Source organism: Streptomyces tateyamensis (assembly GCF_003205575.1).
In the GTDB taxonomy this organism is placed as follows: Bacteria; Actinomycetota; Actinomycetes; order Streptomycetales; family Streptomycetaceae; genus Kitasatospora; species Kitasatospora tateyamensis.
On sequence record NZ_PYBW01000009.1, the window covers coordinates 1 to 18,375 of the forward strand.

Below are 18,375 nucleotides of genomic sequence, written 5' to 3' on the forward strand. Positions count from 1 at the left end.
AAGCTAAGTGGCATTGCCCCTTGGACAGTCTGTGACGATGGGCAACACCGCCCCGGCCGCCCGAGTGACCTGGTGGTGGCAGCGTGAGCGCTCGGGAACGACACTTCCTGCTGAGCCGTGACGACCAGGACGACGCGTACGCGGTCGCCTTCCGCCTCGGCGCCGTGCTGGCCCGCGCCGGGATCACCGAGCGGTACGGCATGCAGGTGCAGCGCATCCCCGGCCGGCGAGCCGAGCCCGGATGGGGCGTGTACCTGGTCGACCGCATGGCGGACCAGCCAACCCCCGCGGGGCTGTCGCTGGTGACCACGGTCCGGCACACGCGTGCCCTGGTGGCCGAGCTGGTCGGGCTCGCGGCGTAGCTCGGCGATACGCCGTGGACAGGTCGATCTGTCGCTGATCTGTCCACGGCGTATCGGTTCGAGATCGAGCCCACCACCACGCTTGCTTCCGGCGTACGCTGATAGCACATCAGCGCGTCTCGCGGGAGAGTGCCACATGACGGACCTGCCAGCAGAGTTGACGACAGGCGAACGAATCCGCCACGTGCGGGAACGGCGCGGAATGTCCCGCAATGTGACAGCGGGACTGGTCGGCCGTTCCGCGGACTGGCTCAAGAAGATCGAGAACGGAGAACGCGAGCTTCGGGGCGTGACCCTGCTGGTCAAGCTCGCGCAGGTTCTGCACGTCGATGACGTGTCGGTACTGACCGGCGATTCGGTCAGCATCCCGACCGACCAGCCGGGCAAGGTGTCGCACCCCGCGGTGGTGGAGATCCGCAAGGCGATGCACTCGGTCAGTTTCCAGCCGGCTCCCGAGGAACCGGCGTCGGCCGTCGCGCTTCGCGGCAGGGTCGAGCAGGCATGGCGACTCTGGCACACCTCGCCGAACCAGCGAACCGAGGTGGGCGCGCTTCTGCCGGATCTTCTGCGGGAGACGCACGGCGCCGTTCGGGCGCACCAGGGCACGGAACGCCGGATGTCCTACGCCGCGCTGGCCGACCTGTACAGGCTGGTGCAACGGATGCTCGCCCACATCAGCGAACCGGAACTGTACTGGCTCGCGCTGGATAGGGCCCGGGACGCCTCGGAGCAAGCCGACGATCCGGTGTCCCTGGCTCTCGGCGCCTGGACTGTCAGCATCGGTCAGCGCGCAGTGGGCTTCGTCGATGAGGCGGTGCACACGGCCGAACTGGGCATGCAACTCGTCCGTCCCCTGCTCGACTCGGGACGCTCTGAGATCCTCGCCGCGTACGGACAACTGCATCTACAGGCAGCCTGCACCCATGGGCTTGATGGCGTCTCGGGCCCTGCCGAGCGCCACCTAGACGAAGCGGCTCGGATTGCCGCGCTGCTGCCTGACGGGTACTGGCACGCACAGAGCGCGTTCGGTACATCCAACGTCGCCATCTATGGGGTGTCTATCGGCGTCGGCCTGCGCCGCCCCGGCGAAGCCCTGTTGCGGTCGGAGCACATCGACCCGGAGAGCATCCCGTCACTGGAACGTCGCTCCCGGCTGCTGCTCGACATTGCGTTCGGCTACCACCAGAAGAAGGAGATCACGGCTGCCGTGCACTACCTCGGCGAGGCGATCGCGGTCACTCCCGAAGGCGTTCGTTACGTCCCTGGTGCCCGCACCCTCGCGGCAGCTCTGGAGCGCAAAGCCGTTGGCCCGCTGCGGCGCGCGGCAGTCGAGCTGGCCGAGTCAATCGGAGTAGCCGCGTAGATCGTTCAGGTAGGGGGACAGTCTGTCCCCATCGCAACACGCCAATGCCCGTACCGTCTCCCGGACGTGACGGGCATTCAGCGTTTTTGGGGGTGTTGCATCGTGGGTGAGTCGCATCTCTCCCGCATTCACCGGGCGCATCAGAAGCACGCAGAGGACGCATGCGCCGATCTCGGCGCGGCGGCGAGGGAGGCCGGGTGCCCCCTCCCGGATCTGGTCGTTGTCCCGGTGGACCCGGCGACGGGGGTAGCGGGCGTGGATCTCGGGGTGATCGAGCCGAAGGCAGCCGATCGGCTCGCCGAGATCATCCGGGCCGGGGTCGACACCCTCGCCGCCGAGGACCGGCCCGCCGGCTCGGTCGCGCTGATTCGAGTTCCCCACGGGGAAGAGTTGGTGCTCGACCGCGAACGCGACCAGGTGGGCGTGTTCAAGCGTGCCGAGGGTGACCGGTGGGTCTTGGCCCCGGTCGTCATCGGGAGCGGGCCCGAGTGGCTAGCCGACCCGCTCAAGGTGCGTCCCGCGGAGCCGAGCGACCGTGTCAGGGCCGAGGCCGCGCGGGCCAACGCACAGAGCGTGCAGCGGGTGAGCTAGTGCTACAGCTCGGCATCGACGCTCCCCGACCGGCGGGCGTCCGCAAGCTCTTTCGCTTCCTGAGCTGGACCGTCTCCGTCGACCGAGACCGCGAACAGGTGCACTTGTTCCTCTGCGAGGGCGAGGAGGAGGACGGCGCGAAGTGCGGGGCCGACTCCGGCGAACACTCGGACTTCGAGAGCACCCGGGGTTGGACGTTCGAGCACATCAGGGAGCGGCAGGACCACCGGTCCTTCGCGCACATGTCGTACACCGCGTGGCACATGGTGCCGGAGAGGGAACCGGAGTGATGACCTTCCCGACCAACCGTGACGCCGAGGGCGCGTTACTGGCGCGCATCTTCGGGGACATGTGGCCCCCTCGGCACCGCCTGACGTTGGGTGAGGCTGTCGGGGCACTACTGGTTGCCCTCGGCGTGATCGGCTTCGCCCTCGCCGTGGTGTGGGCACCGGGCAGGCACCCGGGCGGTCCCGTGGTGGCCCTCGGCTCCGCCTCGCTGGTGCTGGCGCTACTCGGTGCACCATGGGCGCCGACCCCGCGCAGGGTACGGGAGGTGTGGCAGTGCTGGAGACGCCGTTGACCGAGCTGGAACCCACCAGCCTCCCCAGCGTCCCGCCGGGCCTGCCGTGGGCGCCGGGCTGGTGCTGGTCGTGCGACACCGAGCGGGACGTGATCCCGATCGGGTCGGGCACGCTCGATGGGATCGACGTGGAGTTGTCCACGTGCCGGTGGTGCCTCGCTCTGCTGCGGAACCGGCTCACCGAGGCGGGCCGCCGGAACGCTGCGCGGACCCGAGCCGGCCAGCGTGCGCACCAGCTCGCCCGCTGGTCCCGGTCACTCCGTCGCCGCCGCTTCGCCACCACGGGCCGACACCGGGCCCTGTCCGCGAAGTAGCCCACCTGACTCCCGGCGGTGCCTGCGCTGCGCCGGGCTGCACAACCCCGCCCCGGTGACGGGACAGGACGGACCCGGACGGCCGGGGCGGGGTCCTATCGTCAACTCTCCTACAAGGGAGCAATTTTGATGGCGCACAGCGACATTGACGTGACCGCCCCGCCGGCCCGCCGGATCGGCGCCGTGGTGCTGATCACGCAGGGCGACACGGTCGGCCTGGTCAAGCCCACGTACAAGGACGGATGGCAGCTCCCCGGCGGGGGCGCGCACCAGAACGAGACCCCCGGCGCTGCGGGTGCCCGCGAGCTGGAGGAGGAAACCGGCCTGGTGCGGAACCTGACGCACTTCCTCGCGCTCGACTGGATCGAGCCGAACGAGGACACCGGGGCCGCCGAGGGCTACAACGTGGTGCTGGACGGTGGGCACCTGGTCGCCTCCGAGGCCGAGGGCATCACCATCCCCGAGGCGGCCCGCGGTGAGCTGTCCGCGTTCGAGTGGGTGCCCGTCGCCCACCTGGACAGGTACACGAAGCCCTACCAGGCGAACCGCATCCGGGAAGCGCTCGACGCCCGTGCGTCCGGTCTGCGGATGCCGCTGCTGGTGCACGGACAGCGGGTCGTCGCGTAGCCGTCCCTAGACCGCCCGCTCTGGTCACGCGAGCACGCGCCGCCACCAACCCCCGGCGTGCGGTGTGCCGTGCCTCCCCCGGCCGTGACCAGGGCGGGCCCCAAGACTCCCGCTCGGCAGGGCGGGGAAGGTGGACACCCTGCCGAGCGGGCGCAAGCCCCCACCCCGGCCGTCCCCAACCCTGGACAGGTCGAGCCGGCCGGGTGGGCTTGTCCGCAACTCCGTGCAATACCGAGACACAGGAGGAAAGTTGAGCACCGCTACCGAACCCGCCCCCGTCGCCCCGTGGGGCATGGGGCGTATGGAGCCGCTGCGCAACGGCGAGCCGTCGCAGTGGCAGTACGCGGGTATCGACCCGCAGATGCAGACCGGCCTGTGGTGCGGCGAGGACGGGAAGATGATGCCCGCCGAGCTGGGCAAGCACGGCACGTCGGTGGGCACCTACCCGCCCACCCAGGTGGGTAAGGACGGGAAGAACGACCCCGACACCGGCCACGACGCTACGCAGGACTAGGAGGTAGGACCGTGGACGGACGCCCGGTGCTGGTCGCCACCGAATGTGAGGATGCGACCGCCGATCTCGTCATAACGGAGCTGAACCGGCGCCGGGTGCCCGTCCTCCGGTTCGACCCCGGACGCGACTTCCCGACGCGTGCGACGCTGGCCGCCTCGGTCACGGCAGACGGCTGGGCCGGACGCCTTACAGCAGGTGAGCGAACCGCCGATCTCGCCAACATTCGCGCGCTGTACCACCGTCGGCCGAACGCGTACCTCGCCGAGCACGACGACCAGGCCGAGCGGTTCGCCGTGCAAGAGAACCGCCGCGGGCTCGGCGGGGTGCTGGCCGCACTACCGGGCTGCCTCTACTTGAGCCACCCGCAGGCAATCGCCCGCGCCGAGTACAAGCCCGAACAGCTCTCGGTGGCCGCTCGCCTCGGACTTACGGTTCCGGCAACGCTGATCACCAGCGATCCGGCCGAGGCCAAGACGTTCGCGGCGGCACAGCCCACCATCTACAAGCCGTTGCACGCCGGGGCGTACGAAGTCGACGGCGAGCCGGCGGGTATCTGGGCTGCCTCGGTCGACCCGGGCGAGATCACCGACGCCGTGAGCCGCTGCGCCCATCTCTTTCAAGCACAGGTGCCCAAGGTCGGGGACGTGCGCGCCGTGGTGGTGGGCGATCGGGTGTTCTGCGCGCTGATCACCGCCCCGGCGGGGGTAGTCGACTGGCGCAGCGAGTACCGCAATCTGACGTATGAGCCCGTCGACTGCCCGGAGCCGATCCGGGCCGCCCTGGTGGCGTTCCTCGCCCACTACGGCCTGAACTTCGGGGCGTTCGACTTCGCCGTGACCGCCGAGGGCGCATGGTGGTTCCTGGAGTGCAACCCGAATGGCCAATGGGCGTGGCTGGAGCACGCGGCGAACCTGCCGATCACGTCGGCAATCGCTGACCTACTGGAGAACGGAGAATCCCAGTGACCGACGCGAAGTCGGAGGGACTTCGGGCGGCCCTCGCCGCTCAGTTGAAAGAGGCGGGGGCTGTCCGTAGCCCTGAGTGGGAAGCCGCGGTGATGGCAGTCCCGCGTGAGGCGTTCCTGTCCGAAGGGTGGTTCGAGCATGACGGGGGCGGCTGGTACCGGGCCGTGTCGCTCGCCGAGTCGCCCGATCTGATCAGCCGCGTGTACGAGGACGACACGTTGGTGACTCAGCTCGCCGGCTCCGTCGTCCCGCGGCAGGTGGACGGGCGGCTGTCACAGGTGCCCACGTCGTCTTCAACACTGCCGGGACTGGTGGTCCGGATGCTCGAAGACCTTCGGGTGGCGCCGGGCATGCGAGTGCTGGAGATCGGCACCGGAACGGGGTACTCAACTGCGCTGCTAACGCACGTACTCGGCGACGACCAGGTGACGTCAATCGAGGTTGACGCGGACGTGTCGGCTCGGGCGTCCGTGGCGCTCGGCGGGCTCGGCTACTGGCCCGAGCTGGTGACCGGTGACGGGCTCGCCGGGTACGCCAAGGGGGCACCGTATGACCGGATCATCGCCACGTGCGGAGTCCGGACGGTTCCGGCCGAGTGGATCGCCCAGACCCGCCCCGGCGGCGAGATCCTGGTGACCGTGGGCGGCTGGATGAACGCTTCCGAGCTGGTGCGGCTCACGGTGGCCGAGGACGGTACGGCAACCGGGCCGGTGCTCGGCGGCGGGGTGTCGTTCATGCTCGCCCGCCCGCACATGCCCCCGCCGCTCGGCATGCTGCCCGATCTCGACCAGGGCGACGCCGAGCCCACGACCATCGGTGCTGACGTGTTCGACCGGTGGGCGGCCCGGTTCGTGGCGCAGTTCGCCGCGCCCACCGCGCAGCACTTCGTGATGCCCCGTAACAACAGGACCGAACACGTCGTGATCGACGTTGACGCGGGAGCGTGGGCAGCCGTGTACGAGGAAGACGGCCGATGGCTGGTCCGGCAGGGCGGCCCGGTTCGCCTGTGGGACCAGATCAGCGACCAGCTCACCCGGTGGCGCCTCGCTGGCGAGCCCACCGCTGAACGGTTGCGGCTGACGGTCGGCAGCAACGGCCAGCGGCTCGGGTGGGAGGACTGAGCCCGCGATAGGCTCACGGACAAGGGGCGCGGGCGTCAATATCAACAGACGATCCATGCCGGACCCGCGCCCCTCGGCCCCGTCCCGCTGGTGAACTCCGGCAGGGCGGGGCCTACTCGTTCCCGGGCTCGGGCTGGTCGCCTCGCTTGGCGACGTAGGTTCCGCGCTGGGGCACTGTGTAGACGTAGCCGCCTTCCCGCAGGTGCCGAACCGCCCGCCGTGCGGTGTCCCGGGCCACGCCCCACCGCTGAATCAGGGCGGACTCAGAGGGGATCGGACGGTCCACCGCGAGGGCCCCGGACTCAATGTCGCGGACGATCTCCGCCGCAATCTGCTGGTAGGGCGGGACGGGCGAGTCGTAGTCGATTTCCGAGGCCATGCGGCAAGGGTAGACAACGGGCCACATCCCAAGCTATGGGCCAACGTGGGTAGACGAGGGTAGAGGAGTTGCCCTACCGTCGAACACGAAAGAACCCCCAGCAGCCTGGCCGGGCCACCGGGGGTCACACCGCCGAATGCTTATAGGGAGCACTCGACATGTCGGACCTTACCTTTTGGCTGTGGTTCACCGCAGCAGCCGGCGCCATCGCCGGGGCAACGATGCTCGCCCTTTGGCTGACCGCCGAAGTCCCCACGGGCCGCCACCGGGCAGGCGACCCGATCCACCGCCGCGAACCGGTCACCTTCCTGGCGGTGGCGCCCGAGCCGGACCGCCCGGGGGATGACCTGGTGTTCGGCCCCCTGATTCGCCCCCACGTCGACCACGACGCGTGGCGGGCCGAGCTTGACGAGATGCAGCGCCAGTACGAGCGGCGCGAGGCCCTGCGGGCGGTCGCCGAGGGGCAGCCCGATCCCGGCTACACCTTCCCCGGTGCGCACACCCTTGCTGGGGCGGTGGCGTGATGACCCTCGCCGCCACCAGGAAGCCGATATGCGGCGCCCCGCGCCCCGGGCAGTACGACGGCGCCCCGTGCAACCGTGACCCGTTCCACCGGGACGACCACGCGAACGCCCTCGGCGAGACGTGGCCCCGGCTCGCTCCGGTGCGCTGCGCTCGCTGCAAGGGTCCGGCCCCCACCCCGGTCCCGATCGGCCACCAGGAAGCCGCGAGCGGCCCCGGGCACACCGTGTGGGCGTGCTCGCTGACCTGCCCCGAGTAGAACCCCCTCGCCCCGTCCGGGACCGACCCGGGCGGGGCTCTCTCGGCTCTGCCGTAGAACCGCTAATCGCCTGTGTCCGGAGACCCGGAGGGCAACGAGTTCTGCGTGCTGGAGCCCCGTGAGCGCTACCGGGACACCGGGCCGATCGCCGCCGTGGTGGTGGACTGCGCCGATCCCCGGAAGCTGGCCCGGTTCTTGGGCGAGGCGATGGACTGGACCGTGCACGAGGTCACCGACGACTGCGCCACCATGCGCTCGGCCAAGGGCGTCGGCCCGTACCTGGAGTTCGTCCGCACGCCCGATGCCAAGAGCGGGTGGAACCGGGTCCACCTCGACGTCAGGCCGTACCGCGGTGACGACCCGGCTGCCGAGGCGGCCCGGCTGCGCGCGCTGGGCGCCGGCGACCCCGGGATCGACCAGTCCGAGATCTCCTGGACGATCCTGGTCGACCCGGAGGGCAACGAGTTCTGCCTCCTCAGCCTGCGCCGAAGCCTGCACCGAAGCCCGCGCCGACTTCTGACGCACGCCCGGTGCGAACCCCTCGGGCCTGCCTGTGAACCGGCCCCCGCAGGGACAGCAGCCCTGCGGGGCGGCGCTCAGGCCTGGCCGGTCTCGAAGCGGCTGATCCGGCCCTGGGCGACGGTGAACCGCCACGCGGTACGCATGCTGCCCCAGCGGTCGTTGGTGTAGTCCGCGACCAGCGCCAGGCCGCCGTCGGCGACTGACCGTACGTCCATCCGGCCGTTGCTGCCGAACGCCTCGGACTCGATCCAGGTGCGCAGGTCGCGCTCGTCGCCGTCGTCGCTCATCGTGGCGTCGGGGGTCAACAGGTCGTAGAAGGCGGCGCTGTCGCCGGCGTTGAGCGCCTCGACGAAGTTCGACACCGCGGGGTCCAGGCTGTTGCTCACCGCTGCTCCTGTGTGACGTGCTGTGACGGACCGGACCAGTCAAGCACGGGGGCGGCCAACGGTCCGTGAGCCCGGGCGGTTAGCCTCACCGCGGCACGACGACGAAGGGCAGCCGCAGGTGAGCACGGAGCCGGAGCAGGTGCGGGCGCGGGTACCGCTCGCCACCATCGCGCGGGAGTGGGGCCGGATCGGGTGCATCGGGTTCGGCGGTCCGCCGACCCACATCGCGCTGCTGCGCCGGCTCTGCGTGGAGCGGCGGGGCTGGCTCGGCGCCGCGGAGTTCGAGGACGGGATCGCGGCCACCAACCTGCTGCCCGGCCCGGCCTCCACCCAGCTGGCGATCTTCACGGCCTGGCGGCTGCGCGGGGTGGCGGGCGCGCTGGTGGGCGGGTGCTGCTTCATCGTGCCGGGGCTGCTGGTGATCCTGGCCCTCGCCGCGCTGTTCCTGGCGGGCAGTCCGCCGCTGTGGGTGCGCGGCGCGGCGGCCGGGGCGGGCGCGGCGGTGGCCGCGGTCGCGGTGCAGGCCGCCGGCACGCTGGTGCCCGCGAGCTGGCAGCGGGCCGGGGGCGAGCGTGCGGCCCGGGCGCGCTGGCTCGGCTACGCCGCCGTCGGTGCGGCGGCCGCCGCGGCGGTCGGGCCGTGGCTGGTGCTGGTGCTCGTGCTGGCAGGGGTGACCGAGGCCGTGATCCGAACCCAGAGCGCGGCCGCCGGCCCGGGTGCGGGTGCCGGGGACCGGCTGCGGTCGCTACCGCTCGCCTCGGCCGGCCTGGCCGCGAGCGGGGGGCTGCTCGCGGTGGCCTGGGTCGCGCTCAAGGTCGGGGCGCTCTCCTACGGCGGCGGGTTCGTCATCATCCCGCTGACGCAGGCCGACGCGGTCGACCACTACCACTGGATGACTTCCGGTCAGTTCCTCAACGCCGTCGCGCTGGGCCAGATCACCCCGGGCCCGGTGGTGCAGACCGTGGCCGTGGTCGGCTACGCGGCGGCGGGCGTGCCCGGCGGGCTGCTGGCGGCGGCCGTCGCCTTCGCCCCGTCCTTCCTGTTCGTGATCCTCGGCGGCCCCAGGTTCGCAGCGCTGCGGGCCAGCGCCCGGGTGCAGGGGTTCTTCACCGGCGCGGCCCCGGCGGTGATCGGCGCCATCGCCGGCTCCGCAGTCCCGCTGGCCCTGGCCCTGCAGCACGGCTGGCAGTACGCGGTGCTGGCGGCCGCCGCGCTCTGGCTGCTGGCGGGCCGGCGGGGCGTGGTCGGCGCGCTGCTGGGGGCCGGCGGGGGGGGCGTGCTGGTGGCGCTGGCGGGCGGCGCGGTCTGAGACCGCGCCACCCGCCGGTACGTCACGGGCAGCGGGCGCGGCGTCAGGCCAGCTGGGCCAGCACCTCCTTGGCCGCGCGCTCGCCGGTCTCGGCGCCGCCGTTCATGAAGCCCTGGAAGTCCACCGAGGTGTGCTCGCCGGCGAGGTGGATGTTGCCCTGCTGGACCTGCTCGTAGCGGGCGTAGCGGTGGATGTAGTTGGTCGGGTAGTACGAGTAGGCGCCCCAGGAGTACGGGTTGCGGTGCCAGGCGGACAGCTGGGCCCGGCCGTTCCACTGCGCCTTGGTGCCCGGGAAGGCCTGGTCGACCTGGCTCAGCACCCGGCCCACCAGGTCGTGCACGTACGGGTCCTGCTGGGCGGTGTTGAACGGGCCGGCCGGGCTGAGCGAGTGGGCCAGCGAGCCGCCGCCGTACTGCAGCAGGATGCCGGTGCGCCCGGCCTGCGGCTTGGTGGTGTCCCAGGTCTGCTGCAGGTCCAGGTCGCTGAACAGGTCGCCGGCCGCGACCCCGGGCCAGCGGCCGGTGCCCTGCCAGGTGCGCTGGTGGAACTGCATGTTGAGCTTGGTGCAGTACCCCATCCGGGCGTCCCGCAGCAGGTTGGTCATCCGCTGGTCGAACCGGGCCCGGCTGTAGTCCAGGCGCTGCAGCACGCCCAGCGGGACGGCCAGCACGGTGTGGTCGGCGGTGACGGTCTTCAGCGTGCCGCCGACCGAGAAGGTGAGGGTCTGGGTACCGTCGGTGTTGGCCCGCACCGCGAGCAGTTCGTGGCCCAGGCGCACGGTGCCGGCCGGCAGGTGGTCGGCTATCGCGTGCGGCACCTGGTCGTTGCCGCCGACGATGTGGAACCGCTCGTCGCTCGCGCCCCACAGGTTGAAGTGCGCGGGGTCGGCCTGGCCGCCGAGCTGCTGGATGATCGACAGCGAGGACTGGATCGTGGTGTCCGCGCCGTACTCGACGTTGTAGCCCACGTCCAGCCAGCGGCCCAGCTGCGAGTTCAGCCCGCCCGGCACCCGGGACTCGATCCACTGGCGGATCGTCATCGCGTCGAAGGCCCGTCCGGCCGCGGTGCCGGAGTTCCAGGAGACGTCCCCGGCGGCGGCCTGGTCGGCCTGCAGCCGGCGCCAGACCGGGGCGAAGTCCAGGTCGGCCTGGTCGCGCGGGTAGTAGCGGCCGTCGAACCAGAGCACCTCGCGGGCGCCGGCCGGACCGGAGGCGGCGAAGTCCACCAGCGGCAGCGAGAAGCGCTTGCACAGGTCCAGCAGCGTGGTGTGGTCGGTGTCGATCAGCTCGCCGCCGACCTCGCTGGTCTGGCCGTTGGCCCAGTACGAGGTCTGCGAGTACATCCGGCCGCCGATCCGGTCCGGGTTGGCCTCGTAGACGGTGGCGGCGATCCCGGCGTCGGCCAGGGTCAGCGCCGCGTTCAGGCCGGCGATGCCCGCGCCGACGATCACCACCCGGGCGTCCTTGCGCGTGGCGCCGTGCTTGGCGGGCGCGGCGGCCTGCGCCCGCCCGGCGCCGCTCGCCAGGCCCGCGCCGACCGCGGCCAGGCTCACGCCGGACAGCGTGGCGGCACGCAGCAGCTCGCGGCGGCCGAGGCCGCCCGGCGCGGCGGCGGCGCGCAGGTCGCGCAGTTCGCCGACCGGCAGCCGCAGGCGGTCGGCCGCGGCGTGCTCGGCGGCCAGCTTGCGCAGCGCGTGGAAGGGGTTGGTGCGGGCCATGGGAGTCCTTTCGGGGCCCCGCGGCGGGGTCGAGCCGCGGGGCGTGGGTCGTGCTCGGTGCGCGGTGCTGAGCGCGCGGTGCTGGATTCGGGCTTGCGCGGTACTGAGCGCGCGGTGCTGGATACCTGCTGCGCCGTGCTGAGCGCGCGGTACTTGATACGTGCTGCGCGGTGCTGACGGGGCGTCAGACGTGGGCCGGCTCGGCGGCGGGGCGTTCGGCTGCGTCGTCGAGGATGATCCGGCCCATCCGGGCGTACCGGTCGGGGCTGCGTCGCTTCATGTAGAGGGCCAACGCGATGCCGCCCAGGAAGGTGCCGATCACCAGGTAGGGGATCAGCTTGAAGAGCAGGGTGGAGGCGGCGGGCCCGGCCGCGGTGTTCAGGTTGAGCACCAGCAGCACCACCACCCCGGCCATCGCGACCCCGCCGACCAGCGGTGCGGTCAGGGTGCGGAACCAGTGCCTGGTCTCCGGGTGCCTGCCCTGCACGTGGAAGTAGCCGATCACGGCGAACGAGCAGAGCGTCTGGACGATCAGGATCGCCATCGTGCCGAGCAGCGCGAGCAGGCTGTAGAGGTGCACGTAGGGGTCCATGCCGGCCACCAGGAAGGCGAGCACCAGCCCGGTGGCGATCACCGACTGGACGGCCGAGGCGACCACGGGGGAGCCGTGCTTGGGGTGGGTGCGCCCGAGTGCGGGGTGGATGAAGCCCTCGCGGCCGATCGCGTAGAGGTAGCGGGCCGCGCACTGGTGGAAGGCCATCGCGCAGGCGAAGGAGCCGGTGACCACCAGCCACTGGAAGACGGTGACGGCCCAGGAGCCGAAGTGCGCGCCCAGCGGGTCGAAGAAGAGGTTGTTGCCATCCTTGCCGGGCACCTGGCCGCTGGCGATCGCGATGGCGTTCTGCACGCCGTTGCCGGAGATGATCATCCAGGAGACGAAGACGTAGAACAGGCCGACGCCGATCACCGAGATCAGGGTCGCCCGGGGCACCACCCGCTTGGGGTCGCGGGACTCCTCGCCGTACATCGCGGTGGACTCGAAGCCCACCCAGGACCAGAAGGCGAAGAAGAGGCCCAGGCCCGCCGCGGCGGTGCCGCCCACGCCCTTGAAGGCGTTCAGCGGGTCGACCGCGGCCAGCGGGATGCCGTCCGGTCCGCCGCCGCTGAGCGCCACCGCGACGGAGGCCGCACCCAGCACGGTGATCTCCAGCACCAGCGCGACGCCCAGCACCTTGGCGGTCAGGTGGATGTCGAAGAAGGCCAACACCCCGATCACCAGCAGGCCGAACAGCGCGTACCAGCCCCAGCCCAGGTGCAGGCCGAGCTGGGAGGCGACCAGGCCCTGCAGCGAGTAGGCGAAGAAGCCGATGATCGAGGCCTCGAAGACGATGTAGGCGAGCACCGCCAGCAGCCCCGAGGCCATCCCCGCCACCCGGCCCAGGCCGTGCGAGATGAAGCCGTAGAAGGCGCCGGCGGCGGTGATGTGCCGGGCCATCGCTACGTAGCCGACCGAGAAGACGGTGAGCACCACGGTGGCGAAGATGTAGGCGGCCGGGGCGCCCACGCCGTTGCCCTGCCCGACGATGATCGGCAGGTTGCCGGTCATCGCGGTGATCGGCGCGGCGGTGGCGATGGCCATGAAGACCACGCCCACCAGGCCCACCGAGTTCGCTTTGAGGCGGTTCACCCCGTTTTCGGCGGCGGTGCCGTCTCTTGCCGTCTCTACTGACATCCCGGACTCCTTCGGTCATGGGCGGGTGCCGATGGTTCGTCAGCATCTTTGCTGCGCGACCACCCCCGCAACCGACAACCAGTCAGGGAATCACCACCTTGCCTTGACGGAGTGTCGGGCTCGCCCGCCCCGGACCACCCCGGCCACCAGCGGGAACGCGCCCGTCCGGGTCCGGTCGGGCCGGGCGGAGGCCGTGGAGCGGGGCTGCGGCGGTCCTCATGCCGGCTCCCGGGGTTCGACGATGATCACGTGCAGGGTGCGCGGGCCGTGCACGCCTTCGACCCGGTCGAGCTCGATGTCGCTGGTGGCGGAGGGGCCGGAGATGAAGGTGAGCGGGCGAGCCGGGTCGAGGCGGGTGAGGGCCTCGGGGACGTCGGCGGCGATCTGTTCGGCGCGGATCACGCACAGGTGGTAGTCCGGGACCAGGCTCAGCGCCCGGCGCCCGTGGCCCGGGCCGGCGTCCAGCACCAGGGTCCCGGTCACCGCGATGCCCACGGCCGCCAGGGTCAGCGAGCCGTCGAGTCCGTCCAGCTCCGGCACGGTGAGCGGCTCGTGGTGCCACTGCCAGGCGCCGGGCGGCAGCAGCTCGGCGGGGAAGCCGGCGGGCACCGCGAGTCGGCGCGCGCCGTGCGCGGTCAGGGCCGCGGCGAGGGCCGCGGGCAGGCCGGCCGGGTCGGTACGGGTGACGGTGGCCCGGTAGTCGGCCACGCGCTCGGCGAACAGGCCCACCGGGTCGGCGCCGGGCGCCAGGTGGCTGCGGCGGTAGGCGCGCGGGAGCGGCGGCTCCTCGGCCGGGGCGTCGGCGACCGCGGCCCGGATCCGCGCCAGGATGGCCTCACGGCTGCTCAACTGGTCCCTCCTTCACGGTTCTTGCGCCACCAGCTGCGGAAGGACTCGGTCGGTGGGGCGGGGGTGTCGCGGGAGTCGGTCCAGCCGTGCAGCGGGCCGGGCAGCCGCCCGATCCGCCCGTCGCGGGCCAGCACCTTGCCGCCGAGGGCGGCGGCCTTCTGGGCGGCGGTGAGCAGGCGCGGTGAGTCGAGCACCTTGCCGGCCGCCTTCATCGCCAGCGCCTCCACCGTGCGGCCGCCCTCGGCTTCGACGACCTTGGCGCGCAGGTGGGTGAGGACCTCCGGGATGTTGATCTTCACGGGGCAGGCGTCGTAGCAGGCCCCGCAGAGGGTGGAGGCGAAGGGGAGGGAGGCGGCCGCGCCTTTCGTGTCACTGTCGACGCCGACGAGTTGCGGGGTGAGGACGGCCCCGATCGGGCCGGGGTAGACGGAGCCGTAGGCGTGTCCGCCGGTGCGCTCGAAGACGGGGCAGACGTTGAGGCAGGCCGAGCAGCGGATGCAGCCGAGCGCCTGGCGGCCGACCGGGTCGGCGAGGGTGTCGGTGCGGCCGTTGTCGAGCAGGACGAGGTGGAAGGCTGACGGACCGTCACCCTCGGTCGTGCCGCTCCAGGCCGAGGTGTAGGGGTTCATCCGCTCGCCGGTGGAGGAGCGGGGCAGCAGCTGGAGGAAGACCTCCAGGTCGGCGAAGCTGGGGATGACCTTCTCGATGCCCATCACGGTGATCAGGGTCTCGGGCAGGGTGAGGCACATCCGGCCGTTGCCCTCGGACTCGACCACCAGGACGGTGCCGGTGTCGGCGCAGGCGAAGTTGGCGCCAGAGACGGCGACCTTGGCGGAGAGGAACTTGTGCCGCAGGTGGCGGCGGGCGGCCTCGGCCAGGGCGCGCGGCTCGTCGGTCAGGCCTTCGGGGGCCGCGATGCCGTGCCGGCCCATCTCGGCGGCGAACAGGTCGCGGATCTCGGTGCGGTTCTTGTGGATCGCCGGGACCAGGATGTGCGAGGGGCGGTCGTCGCCCAACTGGACGATCAGCTCGGCGAGGTCGGTCTCGTAGGCGGTGATGCCGTGCTCGGCGAGGTGCTCGTTGAGGCCGATCTCCTGGGTGGCCATCGACTTGACCTTGACCACCTCGCGCGTCTCGTCGTCACTGCCGCCGGTGGCGCGCACCAGTTCGGTGACGATCCGGTTGGCCTCGGCGGCGTCGGCGGCCCAGTGCACGGTGCCGCCGGCCGCGGTGACCGACTCCTCCAACTGCACCAGGTAGCGGTCCAGGTGACGGGCCGTGTGCTGCTTGATCGCGGCGGCCGCGTCGCGCAGCTGCTCCCAGTCGTCGAGCTCGGCGGAGACGCTGAGGCGCTTGTCGCGGATGGTGGCGGTGGCGCGCCTGAGGTTGGCGCGCAGCTGACCGTCCTTCAGCGCCTCGCGCGCGGCCTCGGGGAAGGCGGGCGAGCCCAGCCAGACCACGCCGCGGTCGTTCGGGGCGGTCACCGGGCCACTCCTTCGGTGGCGGCGAGGATCTCGGCCAGGTGCATGGTCCGCACCGGGCTGCCCTGGCGGGACAGGCCGCCGCCGATGTGCAGCAGGCAGGAGTTGTCGGCAGCGCACAGGACTTCGGCACCGGCGGCGCGCACCGTGTCCGCCTTGTCGGCGAGCATCGCGGCGGAGGTGTCGGCGTTCTTGACGGCGAAGGTGCCGCCGAAGCCGCAGCAGGAGTCGGCGGCGGGCACCTCGACCAGCTCCAGGTCCTTGACCGCGCGCAGCAGTTGGTAGGGCCGCTCGCCCAGGCGCAGGCCGCGCAGCGAGTGGCAGGTGGGGTGGTAGGCCACCGTGTGCGGGAACCGGGCGCCGACCTCGGTGACGCCCAGCACGTCGGTCAGGAACTCGGTGAACTCGTGCACCCTGGGCATCAGTTCGGCAACCTCGCGCTGGAGCCCGGCAGGTGCGTAGTCGGCCGCGAGCAGCGGGTGGTTCTCCTTCACCATGCCGGCGCAGGAGGCCGACGGGGTGACCACGGCGTCGTAGTCCGCGAAGGTGCGGGCGAAGCGGGCCACCAGCGGCACGGCGTCGGGGCGGTAGCCGGTGTTGAAGTGCAACTGCCCGCAGCAGGTCTGCTCCTGCGGGAAGTCGACGGTGTGGCCCAGGCGTTCCAGGACCTCGACCACCGCGCGGCCGGTGCCGGGGAACATCGTGTCGTTGAAGCAGGTGAGGAACAGCGCGATCCGCATCACCGCACCTCCCCGGGGATCGGGATGCCCGGCGGCAGCAGGCCGCGCTCGGTCAGCTCCGCCCACAGGTCGGCGGGTACCGGGTGCTGGTACATCGCCGCGGTGTCGGCGGCCTCGGCGGCGCTGCGGGTGCCGACCAGGACACTGGCCACGGCCGGGTGGCCGAACGGGAAGCGCAGCGCGGCGGCCCGCAGCGGCACGCCGTGGCGTTCGCAGACGGCCTTGAACTCCATCGCCCGGGCCAGCAGTTGCGGTGGTGCGGCGGCGTAGTCGAAGGTGGCGCCGGGCTTCGGGTCGGCGAGCAGGCCGGAGTTGAAGACGCCGCCGACGACGACCGCGACGCCGTGTTCGGCGGCCAGCGGGAGCAGCTCGAGCAGACCGCGCTGGTCCAGCAGGCTGTAGCGGCCGGCCAGCAGGACCAGGTCCAGCTCGGTCTCGCGGACGAAGCGGGCGGGCAGCTCGGTCTGGTTCATGCCGATCCCGATCGCGCCGATCACCCCTTCCTCGCGCAGTCGGTGCAGGGCCGGGTAGGCCTGGGTGAGGGCCTGTTCGGCGTGGTCGTCGGGGTCGTGCAGGTAGGCGATATCGATCCGGTCCAGGCCCAGGCGTTCCAGGCTCTGCTCCAGGCAGCGGCGTACCCCGTCGGCGCTGAAGTCCCAGCGGCGGCGATGGGTGGCGGGGACGGCGAAGCCGTCGGCGAGGTCGTCGCCGACCGCCGTGGGCAGGGGTTCGAGGAGGCGGCCGACCTTGGTGGACAGCACGTACTCCTCGCGGGGCCGGGCCCGCAGCGCCTCGCCCAGCCGGCGTTCGGACAGGCCCAGGCCGTAGTGCGGGGCGGTGTCGAAGTAGCGCATTCCCGCCTGCCAGGCGGCATCGACCGCCTGCGCTGCCTCGGCGTCGCCGACCGGGGTGAACAGGTTGCCGATCGCCGCCGCGCCGAAGCCGAGCGGCGACAGGCGTGGGGCACGGCGGCCCAGGGGGCTCATGGCGCGGCCTCCCGGCAGGTCTCGGGTGCTTTGCCGCGCTCGGCGGCCGCGAGGGTGAGGCTGGACACGGGGGTGAGAGTGGACACGGATCGGATCATGCCCGACCAGGGCGCTCGCACGCCGCCGGATGCGGCGTGTCCCGCCTCGGGTTCGTCCACCGTGCCGAGTTGGCGTCTCGTCACGGGTTCGCCACCGGGCGCAGGCGCAGGCCGGCCATGCCGCCGTCGACGGCAAGTGCGGTGCCGGTGGTGCTTCCGGCGGCGGGGGAGGCGAGGTAGGCGATGGCGGCGGCCACTTCGGGTGCGCTGACCAGGCGGCCGGTGGGCTGGCGGGCGTTCAGCGCGGCGCGCTCGGCGGCGGGGTCGTCGGCCGCGTCGAGCAGGCGCCCGATCCACGGTGTGTCCACGGTGCCGGGGTTGACGCAGTTGACCCGGATGCCCTCGCGCACGTGGTCGGCGGCCATCGCCAGGGTGAGCGAGAGGACGGCGCCCTTGCTCGCCGAGTACAGCGCGCGCTGCGGCAGGCCGGCGGTGGCGGCGATCGAGCAGGTGTTGACGATCGCGGCGTGGGCGGAACGGCGCAGGTAGGGCAGCGCGGCGCGGGTGGTGCGGACCAGTCCGAGCACGTTGACGTCGAACACCAGGTGCCACTGCTCGTCGGGGTTGTCCTCGACGGTGCCGGCCGCGCCGATGCCCGCGTTGTTGACCAGGATGTCCAGGCCGCCGAGGGCTTCGCCGGCGGCCGCCACCGCGTCCCGGACGGACACGTCGTCGCGCAGGTCGGCGGTGAAGCCGAGCAGCGGCAGGGACAGCTTGCCCGGGTCGAGGTCGAGCACGGCGACGTCCGCGCCGCGGTCGCTGAGGAGTTGGGCGGTGGCCAGGCCGATACCGGAGGCGCCGCCGGTGACCAGGGCTTTGAGGCCGTCGAGGTCGGTGGTGGTCATGCGGTCAGCTCCGTTGCGGGTTCGGTGGTGGTGGGGGCGAGGTCGGCGGTCCAGAAGGTGCCGTGGGGGTAGCTGTAGGTGTCGATGGTGGTTTGGTGCATTTCGGCGGAGAA

The 18,375-nt window shown here is 72.1% G+C and carries 20 protein-coding genes and 1 pseudogene; 12 read left to right on the top strand and 9 right to left on the bottom strand.

Translation table 11 applies throughout. The features are described from left to right. The first annotated feature begins 83 nt into the window (after positions 1-83). From C7C46_RS01970 to tgmC, 8 genes are all read left to right on the top strand, one after another. The gene (locus C7C46_RS01970) at positions 84-362 is read left to right on the top strand and encodes a hypothetical protein (RefSeq protein WP_110664932.1); all 279 of its coding nucleotides are present in this window, start codon (positions 84-86) and stop codon (positions 360-362) included. Between the two features lie 136 nt (positions 363-498). Continuing rightward, positions 499-1,725 carry a helix-turn-helix domain-containing protein gene (locus C7C46_RS01975; RefSeq protein ID WP_110664934.1) on the top strand — a complete coding sequence of 409 codons (1,227 nt, stop codon included), beginning with the start codon at positions 499-501 and terminating at the stop codon, positions 1,723-1,725. 66 nt (positions 1,726-1,791) lie between these two features. Then, positions 1,792-2,316, top strand: a complete 525-nt coding sequence (locus C7C46_RS36180) for a hypothetical protein (RefSeq protein WP_245984025.1) — start codon at positions 1,792-1,794, stop codon at positions 2,314-2,316. After that, entirely contained in the window at positions 2,316-2,606 is a 291-nt protein-coding gene (locus tag C7C46_RS01985) for a DUF7848 domain-containing protein (RefSeq protein WP_110664936.1), read from the top strand. Before C7C46_RS36180 ends, C7C46_RS01985 begins: the two co-directional genes overlap by 1 nt. Before the next feature lie 733 nt (positions 2,607-3,339). Continuing rightward, entirely contained in the window at positions 3,340-3,837 is a 498-nt protein-coding gene (locus C7C46_RS02000; protein ID WP_110664942.1) for an NUDIX domain-containing protein, read from the top strand. 250 nt (positions 3,838-4,087) lie between these two features. Continuing rightward, a complete protein-coding gene (tgmA, locus tag C7C46_RS02005; RefSeq protein ID WP_245984028.1) occupies positions 4,088-4,351 on the top strand; it encodes a putative ATP-grasp-modified RiPP in 264 nt (87 codons plus the stop codon). A gap of 11 nt (positions 4,352-4,362) precedes the next feature. Continuing rightward, complete coding sequence (gene tgmB, locus C7C46_RS02010; RefSeq protein ID WP_110664944.1) at positions 4,363-5,316, top strand: ATP-grasp ribosomal peptide maturase; 954 nt, start codon at positions 4,363-4,365, stop codon at positions 5,314-5,316. Continuing rightward, complete coding sequence (gene tgmC, locus C7C46_RS02015) at positions 5,313-6,437, top strand: ATP-grasp peptide maturase system methyltransferase (RefSeq protein ID WP_110664946.1); 1,125 nt, start codon at positions 5,313-5,315, stop codon at positions 6,435-6,437. The genes tgmB and tgmC overlap by 4 nt, the downstream gene beginning before the upstream one ends. 112 nt (positions 6,438-6,549) lie before the next feature. On the opposite strand, the gene C7C46_RS02020 is transcribed toward tgmC, so the two are convergent. Next, positions 6,550-6,816 carry a GntR family transcriptional regulator gene (locus C7C46_RS02020; protein ID WP_245984031.1) on the bottom strand — a complete coding sequence of 89 codons (267 nt, stop codon included), beginning with the start codon at positions 6,814-6,816 and terminating at the stop codon, positions 6,550-6,552. A 158-nt stretch (positions 6,817-6,974) separates the two neighbouring features. Between C7C46_RS02020 and C7C46_RS34690 the strand changes: the two genes are divergently transcribed. The 3 genes and pseudogenes from C7C46_RS34690 to C7C46_RS02030 all read left to right on the top strand — a co-directional run. Then, the gene (locus C7C46_RS34690) at positions 6,975-7,340 is read left to right on the top strand and encodes a hypothetical protein (protein ID WP_181442144.1); all 366 of its coding nucleotides are present in this window, start codon (positions 6,975-6,977) and stop codon (positions 7,338-7,340) included. After that, on the top strand, positions 7,340-7,597 hold the full coding sequence (locus tag C7C46_RS02025; RefSeq protein WP_110664950.1) for a hypothetical protein: 258 nt from the start codon (positions 7,340-7,342) through the stop codon (positions 7,595-7,597). Before C7C46_RS34690 ends, C7C46_RS02025 begins: the two co-directional genes overlap by 1 nt. Positions 7,598-7,669: 72 nt before the next feature. Next, positions 7,670-8,080: pseudogene (locus tag C7C46_RS02030) on the top strand (VOC family protein); the annotation flags it as partial. Positions 8,081-8,193: 113 nt separating this feature from the next. On the opposite strand, the gene C7C46_RS02035 reads toward C7C46_RS02030, so the two are convergent. Further along, a complete protein-coding gene (locus C7C46_RS02035) occupies positions 8,194-8,505 on the bottom strand; it encodes a nuclear transport factor 2 family protein (protein ID WP_110664952.1) in 312 nt (103 codons plus the stop codon). A 118-nt stretch (positions 8,506-8,623) separates the two neighbouring features. Between C7C46_RS02035 and chrA the strand changes: the two genes are divergently transcribed. Continuing rightward, positions 8,624-9,814 carry a chromate efflux transporter gene (gene chrA, locus C7C46_RS02040; protein WP_110664955.1) on the top strand — a complete coding sequence of 397 codons (1,191 nt, stop codon included), beginning with the start codon at positions 8,624-8,626 and terminating at the stop codon, positions 9,812-9,814. Positions 9,815-9,857: 43 nt separating this feature from the next. On the opposite strand, the gene C7C46_RS02045 is transcribed toward chrA, so the two are convergent. The 7 genes from C7C46_RS02045 to C7C46_RS02075 all read right to left on the bottom strand — a co-directional run bounded on the left by C7C46_RS02045 (position 9,858) and on the right by C7C46_RS02075 (position 18,262). Next, positions 9,858-11,531 carry a flavin monoamine oxidase family protein gene (locus tag C7C46_RS02045; protein ID WP_110664957.1) on the bottom strand — a complete coding sequence of 558 codons (1,674 nt, stop codon included), beginning with the start codon at positions 11,529-11,531 and terminating at the stop codon, positions 9,858-9,860. A 184-nt stretch (positions 11,532-11,715) separates the two neighbouring features. Then, positions 11,716-13,263: an APC family permease gene (locus tag C7C46_RS02050; protein ID WP_110664959.1), complete on the bottom strand. Its 1,548-nt coding sequence runs from the start codon at positions 13,261-13,263 to the stop codon at positions 11,716-11,718. A gap of 216 nt (positions 13,264-13,479) precedes the next feature. Beyond that, complete coding sequence (locus C7C46_RS02055; RefSeq protein WP_110664961.1) at positions 13,480-14,112, bottom strand: LutC/YkgG family protein; 633 nt, start codon at positions 14,110-14,112, stop codon at positions 13,480-13,482. Next, positions 14,109-15,596 carry a LutB/LldF family L-lactate oxidation iron-sulfur protein gene (locus C7C46_RS02060; RefSeq protein WP_110664962.1) on the bottom strand — a complete coding sequence of 496 codons (1,488 nt, stop codon included), beginning with the start codon at positions 15,594-15,596 and terminating at the stop codon, positions 14,109-14,111. The genes C7C46_RS02055 and C7C46_RS02060 overlap by 4 nt, the downstream gene beginning before the upstream one ends. Continuing rightward, positions 15,593-16,333 carry a (Fe-S)-binding protein gene (locus C7C46_RS02065; protein WP_110664964.1) on the bottom strand — a complete coding sequence of 247 codons (741 nt, stop codon included), beginning with the start codon at positions 16,331-16,333 and terminating at the stop codon, positions 15,593-15,595. The genes C7C46_RS02060 and C7C46_RS02065 overlap by 4 nt, the downstream gene beginning before the upstream one ends. Next, positions 16,333-17,319, bottom strand: a complete 987-nt coding sequence (locus tag C7C46_RS02070; protein WP_110664966.1) for an aldo/keto reductase — start codon at positions 17,317-17,319, stop codon at positions 16,333-16,335. Before C7C46_RS02070 ends, C7C46_RS02065 begins: the two co-directional genes overlap by 1 nt. Positions 17,320-17,497: 178 nt before the next feature. After that, a complete protein-coding gene (locus C7C46_RS02075) occupies positions 17,498-18,262 on the bottom strand; it encodes an SDR family NAD(P)-dependent oxidoreductase (protein ID WP_110664967.1) in 765 nt (254 codons plus the stop codon). Positions 18,263-18,375: the final 113 nt, after the last annotated feature.